Raw genomic sequence first — 22,081 nt, 5'->3', positions numbered from 1 at the left:
AAAAAACAAAAAAGATTAAACAAGTAAAAAGATAAGTAAAGGAATGTGATCTTTTAGTATCTCTTTTAGTTTTTTGTAGGCTATTGCCATTTGGCTTTCCACGGTATTGATAGAGATATTCAGTTCCTGTGCGATGGTTTTTTGTTTTTTTCCCTCAATTTTATTTAAAACAAAAATTTCCCGGCACTTTTCAGGCAGGCTTTCTATAGCGTTTTGAATGATGGTTTCAATATCGGGTTCAGAAAAAAGCTGCTCATCGAAAGCTTCCAGGGATTGAAACTTAATCTGCAGGGCTTTTGTATAGTCGTCCTGTAATTTTTGTGCTGTATTCTGCACAATTGTCTTGTGCCTTAAAAAATCGATACACCTGTTCTTTAGCGTCGTAAACAGATAAGCGAAAAGATTGGTGTGCGTCAGCAAAAGAAAGTTCTGCTCCCACAAATCGAGAAAGACATCCTGCACAATATTCTCTGCATCCTCTTCGCGAATAACGTATTCCTGTGCAAAACGTTTCATCCTCGAGTAGTGGGCAACATAGATATTCTCGAATTCAATCCTGTTTTTAATGGTATTGCTCATTCTTGTCTGCTAAAGCTCAAAATGAAATTACAAACTCAAAAAACCAAAAAAACAACATAAAGGAAGTGAAAACCTTCCCAAAATAGAAACACTACTCCCTGAAATCTGAAACTTTAATTACCCACGCATGTTGGGAAGGTAGTTCATCAACAGTTAAGGAGGGGGGGAAGGTGATCGTCAGTTTTCCCTGTTGTTGTTTTGTATTCAAAGTTCCCTTGTATCCCAATAATTCAACTTTTCCCGCACCTTTCAGGCCGGTAAGGATGACAGGTGTCTTTGGCCACTTCTTTAAAAGGATATACAAATTCCCTCCTTTCCGGGTGAAGAGCAGGTTTTCGTTTTTTGGCCTGTTGGGACTTTTCCACGGCTGCGAAAAATAGATGGCATCTCCGTTCACTTTCAGCCATTTCCCTATATCCAATAACCTTTCCTGCATAACGACAGGGATCATGCCGGTTGCATCGGGGCCTATGTTCAGTAGGAAATTACCGCCATTCGCCACTTTATCGATAAGGATATCGATCAGCTGTTTTGAAGAAAGGTAATGTTCCGTTGTTTCGAAACGGTTGTATCCGTAGGATGTTCCTATACCGCGGCTTTCTTCCCACGGGTGATCCGCGTTGTCTCCAATACCCTGCTGACTGTGCACCAGATCGTATTCCGTGGTATAGTAGCCCCCGTGCTTGCTTCTGGTCTCCTTTCCCCACCTGTCGTTTACTACTACCGAGTTTTTTACGGGAGATTCGTTGTACAACCAGGCTAGGAACTCTTCGCTTTTCAAGGTTTTGCTGTCGTAATCCCATTCTCCATCGGAGAAAATGATTTCGGGCTTGTAATTGTTGACCAGCTCCTTCATCTGCGGAATCATGTGCCTGTCCACCCATTTTTCAATGGTGGGCTGGGAGTACAACGGATGAGCCCATTCCAACAGGGAATAATACAACCCGAAACGGAGACCGGTATTGCGGACTGAGGTGGATAACTTACCGATTAAATCGGTATGCGGCCCCATCACCACGCTATTCCAATGAGGGGATTGTGTACTGGGCCATAAACAAAAACCATCGTGGTGCTTGGATGTCAGCACGACGTATTTCGCACCCGCTTCCCTGAAAAGTTCTGCCCACTCGTCGGAATTAAAATATTCGGCTTTAAAGAGGGGTGCAAAATCAGCGTATTTGAAGTGTTCACCGTATTGTTTTGCGTGAAAATCCTGAAAAAACTTGTTGCCGGTTAAGAGCCGGTTGTAATAATGTTCGGCATACTTTTCGTAAATACCATCTACTTCATTGACAGGAGCGTAGGCGGGAACGGAATACAGTCCCCAGTGAATAAAAATACCGAACTTGGCATCCTGCCACCATTGGGGTACTTCCCTTTTATCCAACGAATCCCAGTGGGGTTGGTATTGAGCAGACAGTGATGCAAAGGAAAGTAATACGAATAGCAGGCTGATCCCTTTTTTCTTCAATTTTACCGACATAATTAGTTCTATTTGAAATTTTACTAAATATAATAATCTCCCAACCGATTTTGATGGAGATTCCGAAGACTGGAGCAATTCCGGGAATTACTCATTCCTCAAACTTTCGAGCCCAAATATACAAATAAAACATTAAAATCAGCTTGTAAAGAAAAAAAAAGTTAAAAAGCCTATTCTAAAAAACCGGCTGCCTGGGAAAAGACATTCATAAAAGAACGGTCAACGGATGAAACATCTTTGAGGTTCACGGGAAAAGGATTTTCGTGGGAATAAGGATATGGAAAATCCAGTAATTCAATTCTTACTTCCGTATTCTTTATCCCCAGCGCTTCTTGTACTCCATGGTATGGAATTACCACATCTTGCGCAAGAACAATGCCTCTGATTTTTTCCCCGATCCGTTCAAAAAAGCTTTCGCGCTGTGTTTGAAACCTCTCGGGTAAAATCATCTGGAAAAATGCGTCGAAAGCTTTGTCCCGAAACCATTTAGCAATTGGTTCCATGCCGAAAGTATAAACGTAGTAGTTATACAGCTTTTCAAAGGCGGCTCTATCCATAATGCTTCGGGAAACGCCATGCATGGAACGGAATATACTCCCTCCACAAAACATAAACAGGCGCGTATCGGCGAAGAGCCCTTTTGGGTTTGCCATGAGTGCCACCTGCGAAAGGAATGCTCCTATGGAATAGGCAAAAATGTCGATATGCGTGCCTTCCGTGAAAAGGGGATGTTTTCCTGTTTTTATTTCTTCGTATAAAGAAGTCAAGTCGGCACAGGTTTGCCTGCCCGATAAATAAAAGCGTTCCGGGTTCTGGCTGATGCGTTCGCTCAACGCTACGTTGGCAAAACTTATGGAGCGGTCGTCTGTGTATTTATTTCGTCTGCAGTTCAACAGGGAAGACAAGGCACGCGGAGTTGACCACGACAGGGGCGAGCGGTTTATGTGGAACGCGATAGGAAACAGGATGACGGGTTTTCCCGTGTTGCTGCACAGGTATTCGGCCCAGGTGAGGTATTTAGTCCAGTTCCTTTCGTTTAACCCGTGCAAAAGCAAGATAGCTTTATCCTGTTTTTGTTTTCCGCAGGGGGTAAATACGGGATATTCAAAGGAATAATTTTCCTCAATGTGGCAGTCGGCGGGTAATGTTTCGCCAGAGCATAAGGTGCTTCCGAACGAAAAAAAACGGATGCTCGTTTTTGTTTCGGGTAAGCGGCAGTCGGCCCCTTGTTTAAAAAGATTTCCCAGCTCGGTAAATCGTTGGCAATAATTCATTTTTTCTTGTAAAGAAATATCCTTTTTCAGGTATCCGCAAATCAAAGGGAAAAAGGATGCCTGCATGTGGCAGGAGCACCTATGTGGGGTGGAAATCGCTATAGCGGGGTGAAATTTTTTAGGGCAGCGTGCAATTCATTTGGTTAATCCTTAATAAAAAACTATTTTTGCATCGGGTCGGTAACTGACGCTATTAACATGAATGGGAAAATACCCGCATACTTATACGAGAAAGGCAACACGGTAAAAATGATTGTGTTCACAGCGGTTTTTGCATTACTGTTCATCAATATCTTCCAACCTTTCGGCTCAAGGGCATGGTATCCCGCTATTTCCGATTTTAAGTATTTTACTTTTTCCAGCCTGATCATTCTTACCGGAATGTTGGTGGTGGTTGTCAGCCGTGTTATTCTTGCGGTCTATTCGAAAAAAAACGATATCCTTTATTGGCAATATGGTTTCTGGATCTTGTGTGAGGTACTGGCCATGGCGGTGTTTTATTCGCTTTTTTCGAAATTTGTGCCCAAGGAGAGTGCCGACAGGGATTTTATGGATATCTTTCGTCAAAGTGCTGTAAACACAGCCTTGGTGCTGTTGTTGCCCTATGCTATTTCGTGGCTTTACTTCTCGTGGAAGGAAAAAAGTTTGCTTTTAGCAAACATGGAACAGGAAAAAACGGCGGACTCGCATACAAGAACCCTGGTAGCGTTTCCGGACGAAAAGGGTGACCTGAAGATTTCGATCACCCTGGAAAACTTGCTCTATATTGAATCCGCTGATAATTACGCCACCATTTTTTATTTGAACAAATCCAGGCAATCCCGCTTCCTGCTTCGCAATTCGCTAAAATGGATGGAGGAGAATCTGACAAAAGATACTCCGTTAGTACGTTGTCACCGTTCTTATATTGTGAACATGGACAAGGTGAAGATACTGAAAAAAGTAAAAGGAGGGATTGTGCTTGAACTGGATGCCGAAAACACTCCCGAGCTCCCTGTATCAAAAACGTATTACGAGTCGTTTATGCACAAGTTTTCACGGTATTCGGTTAACTAAACCTTTTGTTGGTGTGTCATTCACAATCACCTTTCCGGTGATAATCACCTTTTCCTGTACAAAAAGCCACCTTACGATGCCTGTTGTAAAGGACGGTGCGACCTGGACGGCTAATTGTAGCCGGTAGATGGACACAATTCGTAATATGCTTCGTGAGTTGTAAAAAATCAGGTATAATTACGCTAAATCGTTAATTTAGTATTACTTTTGCAGTCGCAGCAGGCCGGTTTGTCGCTTCGGTCCCGATATTTGTCGGGATTCGGGGAGGAAAGTCCGGGCAACGTAGAGCACCATACTTCCTAACGGGAAGCTGTTCGTGAGGGCAGAGTAGCGTAACAGAAAACAACCGCTTCGTTTTCTCGGGAGATTACGATGCAAGGGTGAAAAGGTAAGGTAAGAGCTTACCGGGTGCCGTGGCAACACGGCATGCCGTACGTCTTATGGGTTGCAAGACCATGTATATCGGATAGGTAGGGTTGCTCGCCCGATGCCGAGGGGTAGGTCGCTAAAGAGCGATGGAGACATCGTCTCGCAGATAAATGACAAACATCCCGACTTGTCGGGATACAGAACCCGGCTTACAGGCCCGCTGCTTTTTTATTTTGAGGTATGCTGAAAAGGAAAAAAAGAGTTTCGAAACAGGAGGAGGAAGACAAGCCTGGGTTGTTTGAAAGGATCAGGCTCCAAATAAAGGAATGGGTTCACTTTCTTACTTACGAAATCTGGCGGCTAAATCCTGAAAATTTCTCCAATAAAAAGAATGTTTTGCACAATGTTCTTAAAGTCACCATGCTCACCGTTAGAGGTGTGCAGGAGCAAAACCTCGGAGCCAGTTCCCGGTCGTTGACATACCGTACAATCCTTTCTCTTGTCCCCATGTTGGCCGTGTTGTTTGCCATTGCCCGCGGCTTCGGGTTCGAGAAAATCCTGGAAAGCCAGATTTTCGACTTTTTCAACAATAGCGATACGGAAATAACGGCTGCTTTGCCTGAGTCAAAAATGGCGACCGATACCCTTATCGATGTGTCGGAATCCATAGGTGTCAATCAGGAAATAAATATTGTGAGTACGGTCCAAAAGCCGGACTCTTTAGACGTCGACAGTTCGATTACGGAGACGACCTCCTTCACCATTGAGACAATCATCAAGCTGGTTAACAACTCCCTGGAGCATGCTAAGGGAGGGGTTTTTGCCGGAATCGGGGTTATCTTGCTGTTATATACCGTCATCTTACTGTTTTCCGATATAGAGAACAGCTTTAACCGTATTTGGGGAGTGAAAAAAGGACGATCTATCCAACGGAGGGCGGTCGACTACTTCGCGCTCATTCTACTATTGCCTATTTTTGCTGTCCTTAATTACAGTTTGACAGCTCTTATACAAGCATCTACGGGCCCGTTTGATAAGTTCAGTTATATCCTTGACCCTGTGGTAACCCAGGTGTTGAATTTTCTTCCTTTTTTAGTAATGATCATCACCTTGACACTTCTGTACAGGTTTATGCCCAATACAAAAGTGAAATGGGCAAGTGCATTGATCGGAGGGATTGTCGGCGGTGTTGCTATTCAGCTTTTTCAGATGATCTATTTAAACGGGCAGCTGTGGATAGCAAAATACAATGCCATATACGGGGCTTTTGCCGCCATACCGCTGTTGCTTTTGTGGGTACAGATGTCTTGGTTTATTGTACTAATAGGTGCAGAGTTGTCGTATTCGGCACAAAATGTCCGAAAATTTTCTTTCGATAGGGAAACTAAAAACATCAGCCGCCGTTTTCGGGATTTCTTTACCATCATGATTGCATCGGTAGTTGTAAGGCGGTTCGCAGAAGGTGAAACCCCACTTACCGCCGACCAGATATCGATGAAGTGCAAAATACCCATTAAGTTAACCAACGATATTATTGATGAACTGCACAAGCTTCAGGTGATTTTACCGACCCCCACACCGGATGATGACCGCGTTATGGCCTACCAACCCGCTTTGGATATTAATTTGCTGACTGTTAATGACCTGATAGAGCAGATAGACAAGGAGGGCTCAGAAGATTTTCTGATTGATGTAGAAGGGGATTTCGCTCGGCACTGGAATGCCTTGATGCATACACGAATGTCTGTTTATGAATCTCCCAGTGACATAATGCTGAAAGATTTATAAATCAAGGCCTCAACAGTTGATAGGCTTTTGATGGGTACTTTCTGAGCGACCGGCTGATGGTTTTGGCGTCCTCACCGCAAAAACGATTGAGCAAGTTCCAGAATTTTTCACTGTGATTCAGTTCGACCGTATGAGCCAGCTCATGAAGAATCACATAATCAATCTGTTTTTCGGATAGCAACATCGTGTAATAAGAGAAATTGATGGTTTTCCGGCGGGAACAACTCCCCCAGCGCGACACACTTTTGTTGATTTTTATATCGTTTACCTGCAGGTGGAGTACTTGTGCAAATTTTCGTGTTTTTTCCGGTAAAATTCTCTTGGCTTCGTGCCGCAAAGCCTGCCTGATCATTTCTTTAACAATATGTTGAGAAGTGGAGTTCTCCAAATCAAAATTCCCGGGGACAAAAATGGTTAAATTGCCATCTTTCAACCTCATTTTCACATTTTCTACCAGGTGTGTCCTCGACAGCCTCGCGGTAAACGAGAACGTCTCTAATACGGAGCCTTCCGTAATAAGTTGATCTCTAGCAGTAAACAGCTTTGTTAACCGATGACGCATATCGTCAAGCAGGGAGGGTAACCTTTTTGGGGTAAATCCGAACGGAACGGTCAACTGGATATATTCCCCTTTTCTTCGGGCGATAATCCTCTTTGCCCGAGTGTCGGGTTTCACGATTATCTTTCCCAGTTCTTTATCGTTGTATTCGTACATTTAACAAAGATAATGCAATTATTTCTCCCAATTGTTTTACCCCGCCAATCATCAAAATAAAAAACATTGCCTATCTTTGTGCACGTTAGGAATTGTAAACAAATAAACTATTCGTTCTGGCTTGTGAACTGTTGCATACTTATTTGTTTACAATTCCTTAATTTCCGATGAAATGAGCATTATAAGTTCTTTAGAGAGTGTCGGCGAGTATGTCGAGCTGATGAGAAGAGTGATAGCTCCGCCCGACCGAGCTCGAGAATTTTTTAAAGAATTCTCGAAGGAAGTATATAAACTGGGGGTCAACTCCATTTGGCTGGTTATAATTATCTCCTTCTTTATAGGAGCGGTTATTGTTATGCAGATTGCTATAAATGTTGCATCTCCTTTACTGCCCCGCTTCACGGTTGGAGTGGTTTCGCGCGAAATAATTTTGTTGGAATTTTCTTCCACCATCATGTGTTTGATCCTTTCGGGAAAGGTGGGCTCTAACATTGCTTCGGAAATTGGTACGATGCGTGTTACAGAACAGATTGATGCATTGGATATTATGGGTGTGAATTCGGCGAATTACCTGATTATGCCCAAAGTTTCGGCGTTTGTGTTTTTTATGCCTGTGTTGGTGGGATTGAGTATGTTTCTGGGTATGTTTGGCGGGTACGTCATCTGTCTTTTCACAGGTACTCCCCCGGTGTCCACGTATATATACGGGATTCAGTTTTTTTTCCGGGAGAGTTTTGTCTGGACTTCCATCCTGAAATCGATGATTTACGGGTTTATAATCGCTTCGGTTTCCGCATACTTTGGTTATCACGTTAAAGGCGGATCACTTGAGGTGGGAAAAGCAAGTACCGACTCGGTTGTGATCAACAATATCCTGATACTGGCTGCCGATTTGGTTTTCACGCAATTGGTCATGGGTTGAAAAAGATAAGTCTTGATATATGATTCAGGTAAGAAATTTAATCAAAGAATTCGAAGGACGTCTCGTTCTCGACGATATTACGACTTCCTTTAAAAAAGGAGCCGTGAATATGATCATCGGAAAGAGCGGTTCGGGCAAAACGGTTTTTTTGAAATGTCTTATCGGCTTGATACAGCCCAGTTCTGGTGAGATCAGGTATAACGGTCGTGACATTACCGAGATGCGAGCAAGAGAAATGAAACGTTTGCGCCGTGACATGGGGATGCTGTTTCAGGGATCGGCCCTGTTCGACTCCAAGACTGTGCTTGAAAATGTGATGTTCCCGTTGGACATGTTTTCCCGGATGAACCTTCGTGAAAGAAAAAAACGTGCCGAATTCTGTCTGGAAAGGGTAAACCTCTCACATGCGGCAGATCTTTATCCGTCGGAGATATCGGGCGGTATGATGAAGCGGGCTGCTATTGCCCGTGCCATTGCGTTGAATCCCAGGTACCTGTTTTGCGACGAACCAAACTCCGGACTCGACCCGAAAACAGCACAGCTTATTGACGAACTTATTTCGGATATAACGGAAGATTTTGGGATTACTTCTATCGTGGTCTCACACGATATGAACTCGGTAATGAACATCGGCGATAATATTATCTTCCTGAACGAGGGAATCCTGGAGTGGCAGGGATCGAAAGACAAAATAATGGACGCCAACAATGAAAAGCTGAACGAATTTGTTTTTGCATCTGAACTTTTTAAAAAGATAAAAGCGGCTGACACCATTATCACAGAAAACAATGCTTCGGGACAAGAGGCTGGCTAGAACAAAACAATTGATGAAAAAAATTGTTATTCACATAGAACGTGTGTATAGAAATAGAAACCACAAGTAAGAATAAGTAGCGAGTAATATGACTAATTTATTGAGAATAAAAAATCTACATGCAGTAGTAGAGAATAAAGAAATCCTGAAAGGTATTCATCTGGAAGTAAACGAAGGCGAGATTCATGCTATTATGGGCCCTAACGGGTCGGGAAAAAGTACGTTGGCTTCTGTACTTGCCGGAAATCCAAAATATGAAGTGACACGCGGTAGCGTAATTTTCAAAGAAAAGGAACTGCTCGATATGGAGCCTGCCGACCGGGCCAAGGAGGGAATTTTCCTCAGCTTTCAGTACCCCATTGAAATTCCGGGTGTAAGCATGGTTAATTTTATGCGTGCTGCGTTAAATGAACAACGTAAATACAGGGGCGAAGAGCAAATATCGGCATCAAACTTCTTGAAACTGATGCGTGACAAGCGCGAATTGCTGGGTATCGACAGTCAACTGGTAAGCCGTTCGGTGAACGAGGGTTTCTCGGGAGGGGAGAAGAAGAGGAACGAGATCTTTCAGATGGCCATGCTCGATCCTACGTTGGCTATACTTGACGAAACCGATTCGGGATTGGATATCGATGCATTACGGATTGTTGCTGCCGGGGTAAATGCGTTGCACAGTCCCGAAAAAGCTGCCATTGTAATTACCCATTATCAGCGACTTCTCGATTATATTCAACCTGATGTGGTTCACGTGCTTTACGACGGAAAAATCATTAAAACCGGAGGGCCGGATCTGGCTCTCGAACTTGAAGAAAAAGGATATGACTGGCTTGTGAACCCCTAACCCGTAACAAAAATGATTGAACAACAATATATCGATTTATTCAACGACTACAGAGACGAGATCGATGCGAATTCCGTTGCCGGACTCAATCGTCATCGCGACGCTGCTTTTGAAGCGTTCAATAGATCGGGATTCCCCACCTCAAAATCAGAAGATTATAAACATACGGATGTGTCCCGCGTGTTCGACTGTGATTTAGGGTTGAACCTGCGGAACGTCCCTGTTCCTGTTGATCCGTACGAAGCATTCAAATGTGACGTGCCTAACCTCAACACCAATGTATATTTCCTGATAAACGACCGGTTTTACACCAACGGACATCATCAGGGACCCCTGCCGAAAGGAGTTTTTGTGGGTAGTTTACAGCTGTTTTCAGAAACTCATCCCGATATTTTCGAAAGGTATTACGCGAAAATAGGCGATTATTCCGGCAATGGCGTAGTGGCATACAACACTATGTTTGCCCAGGACGGTTTTGTGATTTATGTCCCCGAGAATGTGGTCATCGAAAAACCGCTTCAATTGATCAATATCCTCCGGGGAGGGGTTGACCTGAACGTGAACCGCCGCATTCTTATTGTAGCTGAAAAAAATGCACAGGTTAAACTGCTTGTTTGCGACCATACGGTCGATGATGTTCAGTTTATCGTGACACAGGTAGCGGAGATTGTCGCCGACAGAGATGCTCAAGTGGATTTTTACGAACTGGAAGAGAATTCGGTAAAGGTCAAATTATTGAACAATGTTTTCGCCGAGCAGGCCGAAAATTCAAACGTAACGGTCTCTACGATCACACTGCATAATGGGTTCACCCGGAATAACTATCGCTTCCGCCTGCTGGGTGAATACGCTGAGGCCCATATCGGGGGGCTGGCCATTTGCGACAAGGAGCAGCATGTTGATAATTATGCATTTTTAGAGCACGCTACTCCCAACTGCCACAGTAACGAGTTGTTTAAATATGCACTTCAGGAAAGATCAACGGGGGTTTTCTGTGGAAGGATACTGGTGGATAAGGGTGCGCAAAAAACACTGGCCTATCAGAACAACAAGAACCTTGTCACCTCGGATGAAGCCAAGATGTTCTCGAAGCCGCAGCTTGAGATTTATGCCGATGATGTAAAATGCTCGCACGGGTTAACTACCGGACAGCTCGATCAGGATGCCCTGTTTTATCTGCAGGCGCGCGGAATTCCTGAAGAAGAAGCCCGCATGCTCCTGATGGTGGCATTTACGCAAGATGTAGTAGACCTAGTCCGTATCGATTCGCTTCAGGACAGGCTTGTACAACTGATCAACAAGCGCTTCAGGGGCGAACTGATGCGTTGCGGAAATTGCCACGTGTGTAAATGATTAATGTAAACGACATACGCGCTGACTTTCCCATTCTATCGCTTCAGGTACACGGTAAACCGCTTGTTTACCTGGACAATGGTGCGACAACACAAAAACCGCTTTGTGTGATAGATAAAATCCGGGAGATGTATTGTTCCGTGAATGCCAACGTGCACCGCGGTGTGCATTTTTTGAGCCAGGCCGCCACCGACGAGCACGAAGCATCGAGAAGAACGGTGCAGGAGTTTATCGGTGCCGCTTCTTCAAACGAGATTGTCTTTACACGCGGTACCACGGAAGCCATTAACCTGATCTCCTCTTCGTTCTGCCGTGAGTTCTGCAAACCCGGTGACGAGGTCATAATTTCCGCTATGGAACATCATTCCAACATTGTTCCTTGGCAGCTGCAGGAGGCAATCTCCGGAATTAAACTGCGGATATTGCCTATCTCGGATGAGGGAGAAATTCTTTTGGAAGAGCTGGAAAAATTAATCTCTTCCCGCACAAAGCTGATTGCCGTCACTCATGTCTCCAACGTTCTCGGTACGATCACTCCGATAGAGAAAATTATTGAAACGGCACACCGGTACGATATCCCTGTTTTGGTTGATGCCGCGCAATCGGTTCAACACATACCGGTTGATGTTCAACGGATGGATTGCGATTTTCTCGTGTTTTCGTCACACAAAATCTATGGGCCAACCGGTATGGGAGTGCTGTACGGGAAAGAAAAGTGGCTCGATAAACTTCCTCCCTACCAGGGCGGCGGTGAGATGATTGCGACAGTATCGTTCGAAAAAACCACTTTCGCCGGGTTGCCGTTCAAGTTCGAAGCAGGCACCCCCGACTATGTGGGGTCCACAGCGCTGGCCACAGCACTGAAATATATATCACGTATCGGCATAGAAAATATCGCGAAGCATGAACAGGGAGTGCTTGCGTATGCCACAGAGCAGTTGTTGTCTATCGATAAACTCAAAATATACGGAACCTCAAAAAACAAATGCAGTGTAATCTCTTTCCTTGTGGACGGAGTTCATCATTACGATATGGGTGTATTGCTTGACACGATGGGGATTGCTGTCCGTACTGGCCACCATTGCGCTGAGCCGCTGATGCGCCGGTTGGGTGTAGAGGGAACTGTCCGGGCATCGTTTGCGGTGTACAACACCAGGGAAGAGGTGGATGTCCTGGTGAACGGAATCCGACGGATAGTTAAGATGTTTTGACCGTTTGGGAGAATACCTACGGCAGGGCCTATCCTTTATTTTTTCTTTTCCTTTGCTTTTTATCCTCCTTAAACTGAATCATACGCGATTCAATTCCGTAAGCCGCGATATAGTTCTGGATTAGCTCCAGAAACTTCGCACCGAAGCGTTCTGTTTTAACTTTTCCGAAACCGTGGATCCTCAGTAACTCCTTTTCCGTCTCCGGTAGGTAATCCGCCATTTGTACCAATGTTTTTACTGAAGCCACAATATAGACCGGCAGATTTTCCTCTTTGCTGATGCGGTTACGGAGCTGTACCAACTCGCTTAGTAGTTCGGGGTGGATCGATTTCAACTGTATCCCCGTGCTGTCACGGCTGTAGGAAGTGAGGGAGAAAGGAGGTTGCCTGAACTGGCGTCGCGCATTGTAATACGACTCTATGCAGAAGTTATCTGAAGTCGCAGAGATCAGGTGCGCCTTCAGGGCTGCCGCTACAAATAGGGAAACGATGTCCTCGTCGTATTCCTGCGCATTTGCCTTGCTATCCGTGGTTGCGGTCGATTCCTGCAATGTCCGCAGCAATGTTTCTATTTTTTCGGTGAAATAGGATGAGGATGCTCGGAGGCGTTCTGCAAAAAAAACCTTGTTGACGGGTGTTTGCCCGGTAATATGTTGTAACTGTATCCTGAATTTGCCGGCTACCTGCTCCAATTCCGTCAACTGATTACAGACCTCACTTACGAAAGGAACAGTTCCCTCGCTGAAAGAAGATTCGTTTTCCTGAGTATTGGAGTACCAGGAACGTGCTGCCTGGAGAAGCGGGTCGAAGTCATACAGTTGCAGTAGCAGGTTGATGCTGAACTGCTTCTTTGCCAACTGCAACTCTCCGGCAACCTGGTTTTCTTCTGGTTTAGAGGAGGAGAACCGGACAACCTGTTCGTCTACCCCTATGCTATAACGGTTAATCGGACTTTTCAATACCAGGCTGTCGAGCGACCGGCAACGACTCAGTGCCACATACACCTGTCCCGGTGAAAAGGCTTTCCCCGCGTCGATGATGGCCTTATCGAAAGTAAGTCCCTGGCTTTTGTGGATGGTGATGGCCCAGGCGAGCCGCAGGGGAATTTGTTTGTATGTGCCGATTATTTCCTCTTCCACCGTATTGGTCTCCGAATGGGTGGTGTATCGGATATTCTCCCAGAGTACAGGAGAAACGGTGATTTCTTCCGTGTCGTCCGGACACTGTACGGTGACACCCTCTTCCAGGATGTGTGTGACCGTGCCAATTTTACCGTTGAAATAACGTCGCGGTACTTCCGTATCGTTTTTCACGAACATTACCTTGGCGCCTTCCTTCAGGATGAGAACCCGGTCCACGGGAAAAGCATTGTCGGGGAATTCCCCTTTCACCACCGCATGGAACGAATGAGCGGTTGTGTTAATTTTTTCCAGCTCGGCACTATTGATCGCATCGGCGCTGAAATTATGCGTGGTGAGCGTGATGTAATTTTCTTCAGGCGTCGGGTTAAAGTGCGGGTCGTAACGGCTTTGCAAGAGCTCGAGCCCTTCAGTTGAAAGTGAGTCGTTCCTCACCTGGTTCAACACATCGATAAAAAGGTTGTCGGACTGCCGGAAGATCTTGTCGAACTCCACATAGACCGGTGGGTGTTCCTGGATGACGCGACTGTGAAAAAAATAAATTCCCCGGTAGTAGTCCGACAGGATCCGCCACTCATCGGCCTTGGCCACGGGCGACAGTTGGTATACATCCCCGATAAAAACTACTTGCACACCGCCGAAGGGTTCAGAACGCCTGTGGCGCACACTGCGAAGCACCGTGTCGATGGCATCCAGCACATCAGCTCGCACCATGCTGACTTCATCGATCACCAGCACTTCCAGTTCACGAATCACACGACGCCGGGAGCTGTTCATTTTCATACGGGCAATCAACGCTTCACATCCGGCAGGTGTTGGCGTAAAAGGGGTAAACGGCAACTGAAAAAAAGAATGGATGGTTGCCCCACCCGCATTAATGGCCGCTACACCCGTTGGTGCTACCACGGCTACCTGTTTCGTGGTTTCCGTACGAAACTGGTGCAGAAAAGTCGTTTTTCCCGTGCCGGCCTTTCCGGTGATAAATATATTCCTGCCGGTATAGGTGACAAATTCCTTCGCACATTCATATGGAGAGAGGTAGGACATTTTTTCCATTACCTGTAAAAACAGGGATATTTGTTATTGAACCGGTACCCGATACCCAACATCAGGTAATTCGGCGTTTGGAAGTTCTGAAGATTATAGCCGATATGGATAAACGAATTTCTGGTAACTTCCACTTTAAGCGCCAACATCTGGTATAGTCCGGCCAGGTCGCCACCTCCGTGGACGATATTCGAACCGATACCCACACCCACCGTAAAGTAAGGCATCACATACTCCGCCCGTGCAGAAATACCTAAAGCCAATTGTTTGTTAACCGGTGGATTATGAAACGTGTATCCGGGATTTTTACCACCAGGCTCAACAATATAGTCTTCGGTATACACGTTTGCACTGCTGTCGTAAATACCGTCCAGCGATAAACCGGCACGCAGCTTGTAACCAAAGTTATACATGGGGTTGATGTTGAAGCCGCCTACCGGATATTCGTGCGGTGAGGCTATTCCTTTGCCTTCAAGATAAACACCTTTTCGCCGCCACGAACCGAACAAAACAATATCGTAACTCACATGGCGGGAAAAATCTGCCACTGCTCCCCGGTATGGGGACTGCCGGGACATTATACTAGGATTAAGCGTGTACATCAGCCCCAGCTTGACTCCTGCCGTATTTAATCCTGCATTGGGAAACTGTGTGTTCCCGTTGGAAAAGTGTGCGATGCTGATACCCCCAATCAGGTTGAAGTATTGTGAAAGTGTTTGGTTGAGATAAAATCCGGTGTTCATATATGCGTTTATTTTCGAGCCGATGACGCGGCTATCCGGATTTGTTTTGGGATGGTAAGGTTTCCATCCGCCCGATAACCCGAAGTTCCACTCGTAATGAAGCGACAACTTGGAGGTCATTTGTGCTAAACGAGCACCTTGAAACAAATACACGGCAAGGGGGGCTCCCAATTGCTGAGGCTCGCCAAACGTAAAATATGCAACTCCAATCCCTTGGTGCGGTATACCGTAAATGCTCCCTGCAGGGGAGCCGGGCTTAAATTGAAAGGAGTACTTCAGGTGGGTGGAAAACGAATTCCGAATGGGTTTGGAGCGGGCATTCTCGCCTTTCAGAAAATTATGGGTAGGAATAATGTATCCCGGCCGGGCTTCGAATTCCAATCTGTTCCGGAACCTATCCGGTTGGAGCACAGAATCTGAACGTGTTTGAGCGGACGAGGGTTTCGTGGCGAAAAACAGGAAAACAGTAGCAAAAATTAATAATTTGTATGTGATTTGTTTGTTCATAAAAATCTAATCCCCGATTCCCAACTCCGCAATCCGTTTACATCCTTTCCGGCACTTCAATCCCAAACAATACCATTCCCTTTTTGATGGTTATGGCTACGTTCTTCGAAAGCAGCAGGCGGAACGCACGCAGGGCTTCGTCCTTTTCACGCAGCATGGGGAAATCGTGATAGAACTGGTTGAATTCTTTGGCCAGATCGTACACGTAATTTCCGATTAGCGAGACGTTGTATTCGTCTCCGGCCTGTTTGACGATATCCGGAAATTCAGCCAGCAACTGCACCAACCCTTCTTCTTTTTCAGAAAGAACAATGTCTGCCTGCATTGATTCAGGAACAGGAATCCCTTGTTCCTCGGCTTTGCGCAAAACTGATTTGATGCGGGCGTGGGTGTATTGGATAAACGGACCGGTATTCCCGTTAAAATCAATGGATTCTTTCGGATTGAAGGTCATGTTTTTTTTCGGATCTACTTTCAGAATGAAATATTTCAGGGCCCCCATTCCAATCATGGTTACAACACGATCGGCTTCCTCTGGTGTTACACCGTCCAGCTTTCCCAGTTCTTCCGAAGTTTCGCGGGCGGTCTGAATCATCTCGGCCATCAAATCATCGGCATCCACTACGGTCCCTTCACGCGATTTCATCTTGCCTTCGGGCAGTTCCACCATCCCGTAAGAGAAATGGACCAATCCTTTTCCGAATTCAAAACCCAGCTTATCGAGCAGTATGGAGAGCACCTGGAAATGGTAGTTTTGTTCATTTCCAACCACGTAAATCATGGTGTCTATGGGATAGTCATCGAACCGGAGCTTCGCTGTGCCGATATCTTGCGTCATGTACACTGAAGTTCCGTCGGAGCGAAGAAGGATTTTTTCATCAAGCCCTTCATGGGTTAAATCGGCCCATACCGACCCGTCTTCACGCTGGTAGAAAACACCCTCTTTCAATCCTCGCAGCACCTCGTCTTTTCCAGCCAGGTAGGTTTGCGACTCGTAATAGATCTTATCGAACGAGACCCCCAGCTTTTCGTACGTCTCATCGAAACCGGCATACACCCATCCGTTCATCATTTTCCATAAATTCACAGTTTGGGCATCGTTTGCTTCCCATTGACGAAGCATCTCGCGCGCTTCCTCCATCAAAACCGATTGGGCTTCGGCTTGCTCCCTTGATAGTCCGGCAGCCTGCAGGTCGGCTAGTTCGGCTTTGTATTTTTTATCGAAAAGCACATAATACTTGCCGATGAGGTGGTCGCCTTTCTTGCCCGATGATGCGGGTGTTTCCCCATCTCCCCATTTCTGCCAGGCCAGCATCGATTTGCAGATATGGATACCCCGGTCGTTCACGATATTGGTTTTTACCACCCGTTTACCGTTGGCTTTCAGTATTTCACAGAGCGAATGTCCCAGGAGATTGTTACGGATGTGTCCCAGATGAAGCGGTTTGTTGGTGTTGGGCGACGAATATTCCACCATAAACAAGGGTGCGTCATTAGCAACAGGTGTGAAGCCGAATTCGGGATTTTTATCGATGTTCTCGAGCAGATCAAGCCATACTTTCGAGGCAATCGTCAGGTTTAGAAAACCTTTTATCACGTTAAACTCCGAAACAACGGGTGATTTATCGGCCAGGTACATACCGATTTCCTGTGCCGTTTGTTCGGGATTCTTCTTCGAAATCTTTAACAAAGGAAAGGTTACGAGGGTGAAATGTCCTTTAAATTCTTTCTTTGTTTTCTGAAGTGTGATTTGCGATGCATTTACATCTACGCTGTACAATTCTTTTATTGCGCTTATAATTGCAGTCTGAAGTATATTCTCGATGTTCATAATGTGAATTTGCTGATTGAGTGTGCAAAGATACAAACAATCTACGAAAGAAACTTCCTCTCCGAAGCCCTATCCACCAGATATACCAGCGATTTATACGTTACACCGCTGTTTATCGACAAGCCGATTTCGCAGGTGCGACTGTTGGAATACCCTTCGGTAGCATCGCCGATACCGTGCTTAAGGGATGCGAGCGCCGAACGGTTCAACTCGGGATAGAAAAAGCCGCGATCGCCTGCCCATCCGCAACACGAAACGTTTTCGGGGACGATGACTTTGTCGGCACAAAGGGCAGCGACAGTATATAGTTTTTCTTCGAGGTGCATTTTCGTTGAACTGCATGTGGTATGAATGGCGATGGACACAGGTTGCTTTTCGAAGGTCAGTTTGTCTAACAGAAAATCATGAATAAACTCTACCTGGTCGTACAGTCTCAGGCGGGAGTCGAGCGTTTCACGCATGTGCAGCAGACAGGGACTCATGTCGCACACGATGGGTAGTTCGCCGTTCCGGCTCGCTTTGAGCAATGCACCGTTCAACTCCGACTCTTTCTGCCGCGCTTGCTTCCGAAACCCTTTACTGCTGAATGCCATTCCACAGCACAACTTATCCTTTCCTTCCGGGATTATAACGGTATAACCTGCTTTTCGCAACAGCGAAAGCATTTTCGAAGGGATATCCTCTTTTTCTGCGTAGCCGAAAGAAGGGCCGCTCATGGAGCGCGTGATGCACGATGGGAAATAAACCACTACGGGCGCATCGGCACTGTGGCCCGGAAAAATGTTACGAACAATTTTCCGGCTCCCCGACGGCGTATATCTTGTCCATAAGGGAAAGAGGCCGTCGCCCATTTTGTATACCCCTTTCGTTATATCTTCCATTGGGTTGTAACCTATAATTTTTGCGATGAAATGGGGGATTTTTAACAAACCACGTATCAGTGATGTGGCCGATGCCATATTATTAGCCATACTGCTTGCAACTCTGTTCGCGAATTTTCCGTTTTCTTTCCAGCGAAGTTCTTTCACCAGCGACCCCGTATCGATGTTTACAGGGCAGGCAATGGCGCAAAGTCCGTCGGTAGCGCAAGTTTCGTTAAACTCATATGCCATCTCTCCTGCCCATCTTTCGCGCAACTTTTTATCAAAACGACTATCGGCTAATTCCGTTAACCGACGATACGCTACAATACGCTGACGTGGTGTAAAGGTTAACTCTTTTGACGGACAAGTTACTTCGCAAAACCCGCATTCGATGCATTTGTCAATCAATGGATTGGCATCGGGGATATTTTTTAGGTTCTTGATGAAAACGTCTTTATCGTCGTTGATAATTACTCCCGGATTCAATATGTGATTTGGGTCGAAAGCCGATTTTATGCGTTTCATTAACCCATAAATCTCCGTGCCCCATTCCTTTTCCACGAAGGGAGCCATGTTTCGCCCCGTTCCGTGCTCGGCTTTCAGGCTGCCGTTATGTTTCACAGCCACCAGATTGGCCAGTTCATGCATAAAACGGGCGTACTTGTCAACACCGTCCGGTGAATTTATGTCTGGAAAAACTGTAAAATGAACGTTCCCATCCAGCAAGTGTCCCCACATTACGGCATCGGCATAACCGGTCCGCACCAACAGTTCACGCACGTCGGTCAGCGCGTCGCCTAAAATTTCACCGCTAAAGGCAATGTCTTCAATAATGCTTGCCGTGTGTGGTGGGCGTGATGCCGCTGCCGAAGTAAACAACCCATTACGTACGTTCCAGTAAAGGTTATACAGATGAATGTCGGTTGTAAACCGTATGGGATAAAGTGTTTGAATGTGCGCCAGTTTTGCTTCAATGTCACGCATCTGGACAAGCAGCGTTTCTTCGTCGTCGGCAGAGGTGTCTATAAGCAATGCCGCTGCCCCTTCCGGAAGTGACTTCAGTTCGGCAGGCATCCCTTCCTGATTTTCCACAGCACGTAAAGCGTTCCTGTCCATCAATTCGGCGGCGCTTACCGAACACGAACGCAACGGTAGAATGGTTTCGCACACATCGCGCAAGTTATGGAAATAGAGCATGGCTGTAGCTTTGAGAGGCGCATCATGTACGGTTTCGAACGTGGCTTGCGATACAAACCCCAGTGTACCTTCTGAGCCGATCATCAGGTGTTGCAGAATATCTACAGGGTCGGAGAAATCGATTAACGAATTTACGCCGTATCCGCATGTGTTTTTGAGTTGGAACTTCTGTTGTATCCGGTTTTTAACCCCTTCGTTACCAGAAGCCTCGTTGTGCAAGCGTTCAATCTGAGCAATAAATTCGGGATGAGATGCGATAAACGACTGACAACTGGTTGTATCGGCGGTATCGAGCAATGAGCCGTCGGCAAAAATAATCCGCATCGATTTTACGGTATGGTAACTGTTGTGCTTAATGCCGTAACTCGAACCGCTGGCGTTGTTGGCAATAATGCCTCCAATTTTCGCCGAGTTGATGGATGCTGGTTTGGGGCCTAATTTGCGACGGTAGCGCTGCAACATACGGTTGGCTGCTGTTCCGGTAATGCCAGCGCCGAAAGTAGCCATTTTCCCGTTTTCCGTTATGGTCGAAAACTCGAACCCCCGCCCGGTTTCCATCAGGATAGAATCGGATACGGTTTGTCCGCTCAGGCTAGTGCCTGCCGCCTTGAAAGTTACGGGTATGCTTTCTTTGCTGCAAAACTGCAGTAATCGGATAACTTCGTCTTCCGTGTTGACTTTTACCACTGCCTTGGGAACAAGCCGATACAGTCCGGCATCGGTGCCTTTGACGAGGCGCGAGAGTTCGTCGGTGAAAACCTGTTCTTTGGGAAAAAGTTTTGTTAAGCGAGAATGTAGTTGTTTATTTTCCATAAAATCCACTCACTGTTTCATCCAATTGTTCATAAAACGTTTCAAGTTCAGATGCTTGCGGCAGCATGCTTCTCCACGAGGTCAATTTCTCGTCCGTCCATGCAAAAATATATTTTTCCAATTGTTCGATACGTTGAATATAGCCGTTGTTTTGGGAGTTGACGAGCACGGGCACTTTTAAATAGTGATACCCGTCGGAACGACCGATGGGGTAAGCCTCTTTCTTCCACAGGGAGGCGAAGTAATTGAGTGGGCTGTTTTTAATGGATTCTTCGTATTGTACCAGTTGTGGAAGATTTTTTCCGCCGCGTACCCAGAGTGGAATTGCTATACATGTTCCGGGAAATCCCACTTGCGCCCAGATGGTTGACATATCGGGCGATTCGCCTTTCTTTATGCTTTGTACAATTATGGATGATGAGGAACTATGGCGGGTAAGGAGATCGTCGGATGCGATAAAGACGGTTTCTGGTGTGGAGGTTTCGTATTTTTCCCGATAATCCAACCCGAAAACCGGATGATAGAAACACCGCGTAAATTCTTGAACAATGGTTTGATAATTCAACCGATTCATCCGTTTCGCTTCTGCGAAAATTTTCTCTGCCGTTTGTCTGCGTATAAAACCGTATCCTGAATCAGGAGTGCCGGTTTCGGAATAATTGGTGCGGATCACGTAACCTTCGGAAGCGGCATTGGCATCAAATTTTGTCCAGGTGTAATTGTTCACCTCGTAAAAGACCGCTCCGCCCCTGGCATCTATAACGCCGAAGTGTGCCGCCAATCCTCGCGGCTTTGGGTATTCATTGAGCAGTTTTTCGAAATCCTGCAGCGATGCACATGTTTGCAAAGCGAGTTTCATGAAAATACCTTCCCTGTCTTTCATGGAGGTGGTATCGTTTTCGTTCACGTTATACGATGCACTGTTCATAATGGCAAATCCAGCACTATTGGATCCGCCCCACACGTTTTCACCTTTCATATCCCCGGAGTTTACCAGACCGATATAACTGTATTCTCCGTCATTGAAATAGCGGAAACAGTTTTCCAGGTCATCCGTATCACGCAGTTTCCATATCATGCTTCGCCCATCAGGCGTGGCTTTCCCGGAAATAACAGCCGTTGTGCAGGGAATGGATTTTTCGGAGAGGGTGAGAAATATCCATAAAAGAAGGATGGCCAACTTTCTCATTCGCTTATTTTTTAGTAAAGATAGCGGATAAAAACAGATCGTCGAAAAAAATGGATACAAAAAAGCCGTCTTTAAAGACGGCTTTTACTTTATTTTTTCTTAAATCGTTGGTTGTGTGCTTTTTATATCAGCGAAACGAATAATTCTTTTCCGTCTTCCACCAACGCTACTTTTCCTTCTCTGGCTAACCAGCCAAGAGCAGCATAAAGATCTTTATCCGTCAATTTTGAAGACTTCTTCAGATCTTTTACGTTTTGTGTTCCGGCCTCGTCCAGCAATGTCCAGACTTTACCGGCATTGGTCCCAATTTTTTCTATCATTTTTTTAATTTTAAATAAGTAAATTACA

The 22,081-nt window shown here is 45.7% G+C and carries 17 protein-coding genes and 1 other RNA gene; 8 read left to right on the top strand and 10 right to left on the bottom strand.

What is annotated here, in order from left to right; genetic code table 11:
- Nucleotides 1–15: 15 nt before the first annotated feature.
- The 3 genes from AACM02_RS01895 to AACM02_RS01885 all read right to left on the bottom strand — a co-directional run bounded on the left by AACM02_RS01895 (nt 16) and on the right by AACM02_RS01885 (nt 3,336).
- Nucleotides 16–579, bottom strand: coding sequence for an RNA polymerase sigma-70 factor (locus AACM02_RS01895; RefSeq protein ID WP_339115896.1), 564 nt, complete (start codon nt 577–579; stop codon nt 16–18).
- 91 nt (nt 580–670) lie between these two features.
- On the bottom strand, nt 671–2,062 hold the full coding sequence (locus AACM02_RS01890) for an alpha-L-fucosidase (protein ID WP_339115895.1): 1,392 nt from the start codon (nt 2,060–2,062) through the stop codon (nt 671–673).
- A gap of 170 nt (nt 2,063–2,232) precedes the next feature.
- The gene (locus AACM02_RS01885) at nt 2,233–3,336 is read right to left on the bottom strand and encodes a DUF6051 family protein (RefSeq protein ID WP_332455779.1); all 1,104 of its coding nucleotides are present in this window, start codon (nt 3,334–3,336) and stop codon (nt 2,233–2,235) included.
- A 198-nt stretch (nt 3,337–3,534) separates the two neighbouring features.
- On the opposite strand from AACM02_RS01885, the gene AACM02_RS01880 reads away from it, so the two are divergent.
- From AACM02_RS01880 to AACM02_RS01870, 3 genes are all read left to right on the top strand, one after another.
- Nucleotides 3,535–4,392: a LytTR family DNA-binding domain-containing protein gene (locus AACM02_RS01880; protein ID WP_332455780.1), complete on the top strand. Its 858-nt coding sequence runs from the start codon at nt 3,535–3,537 to the stop codon at nt 4,390–4,392.
- A gap of 215 nt (nt 4,393–4,607) precedes the next feature.
- Nucleotides 4,608–4,989, top strand: an RNA gene (rnpB, locus tag AACM02_RS01875) — RNase P RNA component class A.
- Between the two features lie 12 nt (nt 4,990–5,001).
- Nucleotides 5,002–6,549: a YihY/virulence factor BrkB family protein gene (locus tag AACM02_RS01870; RefSeq protein ID WP_339115894.1), complete on the top strand. Its 1,548-nt coding sequence runs from the start codon at nt 5,002–5,004 to the stop codon at nt 6,547–6,549.
- A 1-nt stretch (nt 6,550) separates the two neighbouring features.
- Here AACM02_RS01870 and AACM02_RS01865 read toward each other — a convergent pair whose 3' ends face one another.
- Nucleotides 6,551–7,264 carry a M48 family metallopeptidase gene (locus AACM02_RS01865; RefSeq protein ID WP_339115893.1) on the bottom strand — a complete coding sequence of 238 codons (714 nt, stop codon included), beginning with the start codon at nt 7,262–7,264 and terminating at the stop codon, nt 6,551–6,553.
- A gap of 178 nt (nt 7,265–7,442) precedes the next feature.
- Between AACM02_RS01865 and AACM02_RS01860 the strand changes: the two genes are divergently transcribed.
- From AACM02_RS01860 to AACM02_RS01840, 5 genes are all read left to right on the top strand, one after another.
- Nucleotides 7,443–8,186 (top strand): ABC transporter permease, encoded by a 744-nt coding sequence (locus AACM02_RS01860; protein WP_214062812.1) that lies wholly within the window; start codon nt 7,443–7,445, stop codon nt 8,184–8,186.
- Nucleotides 8,187–8,205: 19 nt separating this feature from the next.
- Nucleotides 8,206–9,000, top strand: a complete 795-nt coding sequence (locus AACM02_RS01855) for an ABC transporter ATP-binding protein (RefSeq protein ID WP_214062803.1) — start codon at nt 8,206–8,208, stop codon at nt 8,998–9,000.
- 88 nt (nt 9,001–9,088) lie between these two features.
- Entirely contained in the window at nt 9,089–9,841 is a 753-nt protein-coding gene (gene sufC / locus AACM02_RS01850) for a Fe-S cluster assembly ATPase SufC (protein WP_332455782.1), read from the top strand.
- 12 nt (nt 9,842–9,853) lie between these two features.
- The gene (gene sufD / locus AACM02_RS01845; RefSeq protein ID WP_332455783.1) at nt 9,854–11,194 is read left to right on the top strand and encodes a Fe-S cluster assembly protein SufD; all 1,341 of its coding nucleotides are present in this window, start codon (nt 9,854–9,856) and stop codon (nt 11,192–11,194) included.
- Nucleotides 11,191–12,405 carry an aminotransferase class V-fold PLP-dependent enzyme gene (locus tag AACM02_RS01840; protein ID WP_214063156.1) on the top strand — a complete coding sequence of 405 codons (1,215 nt, stop codon included), beginning with the start codon at nt 11,191–11,193 and terminating at the stop codon, nt 12,403–12,405. Before sufD ends, AACM02_RS01840 begins: the two co-directional genes overlap by 4 nt.
- Nucleotides 12,406–12,433: 28 nt before the next feature.
- On the opposite strand, the gene AACM02_RS01835 is transcribed toward AACM02_RS01840, so the two are convergent.
- The 6 genes from AACM02_RS01835 to AACM02_RS01810 form a co-directional block, all read right to left on the bottom strand.
- Entirely contained in the window at nt 12,434–14,599 is a 2,166-nt protein-coding gene (locus AACM02_RS01835) for an HRDC domain-containing protein (RefSeq protein ID WP_339115892.1), read from the bottom strand.
- Nucleotides 14,599–15,840 (bottom strand): acyloxyacyl hydrolase, encoded by a 1,242-nt coding sequence (locus tag AACM02_RS01830; RefSeq protein ID WP_339115891.1) that lies wholly within the window; start codon nt 15,838–15,840, stop codon nt 14,599–14,601. Before AACM02_RS01830 ends, AACM02_RS01835 begins: the two co-directional genes overlap by 1 nt.
- Nucleotides 15,841–15,877: 37 nt before the next feature.
- Nucleotides 15,878–17,671: an arginine--tRNA ligase gene (gene argS, locus AACM02_RS01825; protein WP_339115890.1), complete on the bottom strand. Its 1,794-nt coding sequence runs from the start codon at nt 17,669–17,671 to the stop codon at nt 15,878–15,880.
- Between the two features lie 41 nt (nt 17,672–17,712).
- A complete protein-coding gene (locus AACM02_RS01820) occupies nt 17,713–20,544 on the bottom strand; it encodes an FAD-binding and (Fe-S)-binding domain-containing protein (protein ID WP_339115889.1) in 2,832 nt (943 codons plus the stop codon).
- On the bottom strand, nt 20,534–21,733 hold the full coding sequence (locus tag AACM02_RS01815) for a carcinine hydrolase/isopenicillin-N N-acyltransferase family protein (RefSeq protein WP_332455794.1): 1,200 nt from the start codon (nt 21,731–21,733) through the stop codon (nt 20,534–20,536). Before AACM02_RS01815 ends, AACM02_RS01820 begins: the two co-directional genes overlap by 11 nt.
- Nucleotides 21,734–21,855: 122 nt before the next feature.
- Complete coding sequence (locus AACM02_RS01810) at nt 21,856–22,053, bottom strand: winged helix-turn-helix domain-containing protein (protein ID WP_214063359.1); 198 nt, start codon at nt 22,051–22,053, stop codon at nt 21,856–21,858.
- Nucleotides 22,054–22,081: the final 28 nt, after the last annotated feature.

The sequence above is a fragment of the Petrimonas sp. genome, assembly GCF_963921705.1.
Lineage (GTDB): Bacteria > Bacteroidota > Bacteroidia > Bacteroidales > Dysgonomonadaceae > Petrimonas > Petrimonas sulfuriphila.
This window is presented reverse-complemented; position numbering and strand designations above follow the sequence as displayed.

Coding starts and splice junctions, on each gene's coding strand:
- argS (WP_339115890.1), bottom strand. CDS start 17,671: ATGAACATCGAGAATATACTTCAGACTGCAATTATAAGCGCAATAAAA.
- AACM02_RS01890 (WP_339115895.1), bottom strand. CDS start 2,062: ATGTCGGTAAAATTGAAGAAAAAAGGGATCAGCCTGCTATTCGTATTA.
- AACM02_RS01865 (WP_339115893.1), bottom strand. CDS start 7,264: ATGTACGAATACAACGATAAAGAACTGGGAAAGATAATCGTGAAACCC.
- AACM02_RS01885 (WP_332455779.1), bottom strand. CDS start 3,336: ATGAATTATTGCCAACGATTTACCGAGCTGGGAAATCTTTTTAAACAA.
- sufC (WP_332455782.1), top strand. CDS start 9,089: ATGACTAATTTATTGAGAATAAAAAATCTACATGCAGTAGTAGAGAAT.
- AACM02_RS01840 (WP_214063156.1), top strand. CDS start 11,191: ATGATTAATGTAAACGACATACGCGCTGACTTTCCCATTCTATCGCTT.
- AACM02_RS01870 (WP_339115894.1), top strand. CDS start 5,002: ATGCTGAAAAGGAAAAAAAGAGTTTCGAAACAGGAGGAGGAAGACAAG.
- sufD (WP_332455783.1), top strand. CDS start 9,854: ATGATTGAACAACAATATATCGATTTATTCAACGACTACAGAGACGAG.
- AACM02_RS01880 (WP_332455780.1), top strand. CDS start 3,535: ATGAATGGGAAAATACCCGCATACTTATACGAGAAAGGCAACACGGTA.
- AACM02_RS01815 (WP_332455794.1), bottom strand. CDS start 21,733: ATGAGAAAGTTGGCCATCCTTCTTTTATGGATATTTCTCACCCTCTCC.
- AACM02_RS01855 (WP_214062803.1), top strand. CDS start 8,206: ATGATTCAGGTAAGAAATTTAATCAAAGAATTCGAAGGACGTCTCGTT.
- AACM02_RS01835 (WP_339115892.1), bottom strand. CDS start 14,599: ATGGAAAAAATGTCCTACCTCTCTCCATATGAATGTGCGAAGGAATTT.
- AACM02_RS01895 (WP_339115896.1), bottom strand. CDS start 579: ATGAGCAATACCATTAAAAACAGGATTGAATTCGAGAATATCTATGTT.
- AACM02_RS01830 (WP_339115891.1), bottom strand. CDS start 15,840: ATGAACAAACAAATCACATACAAATTATTAATTTTTGCTACTGTTTTC.
- AACM02_RS01820 (WP_339115889.1), bottom strand. CDS start 20,544: ATGGAAAATAAACAACTACATTCTCGCTTAACAAAACTTTTTCCCAAA.
- AACM02_RS01810 (WP_214063359.1), bottom strand. CDS start 22,053: ATGATAGAAAAAATTGGGACCAATGCCGGTAAAGTCTGGACATTGCTG.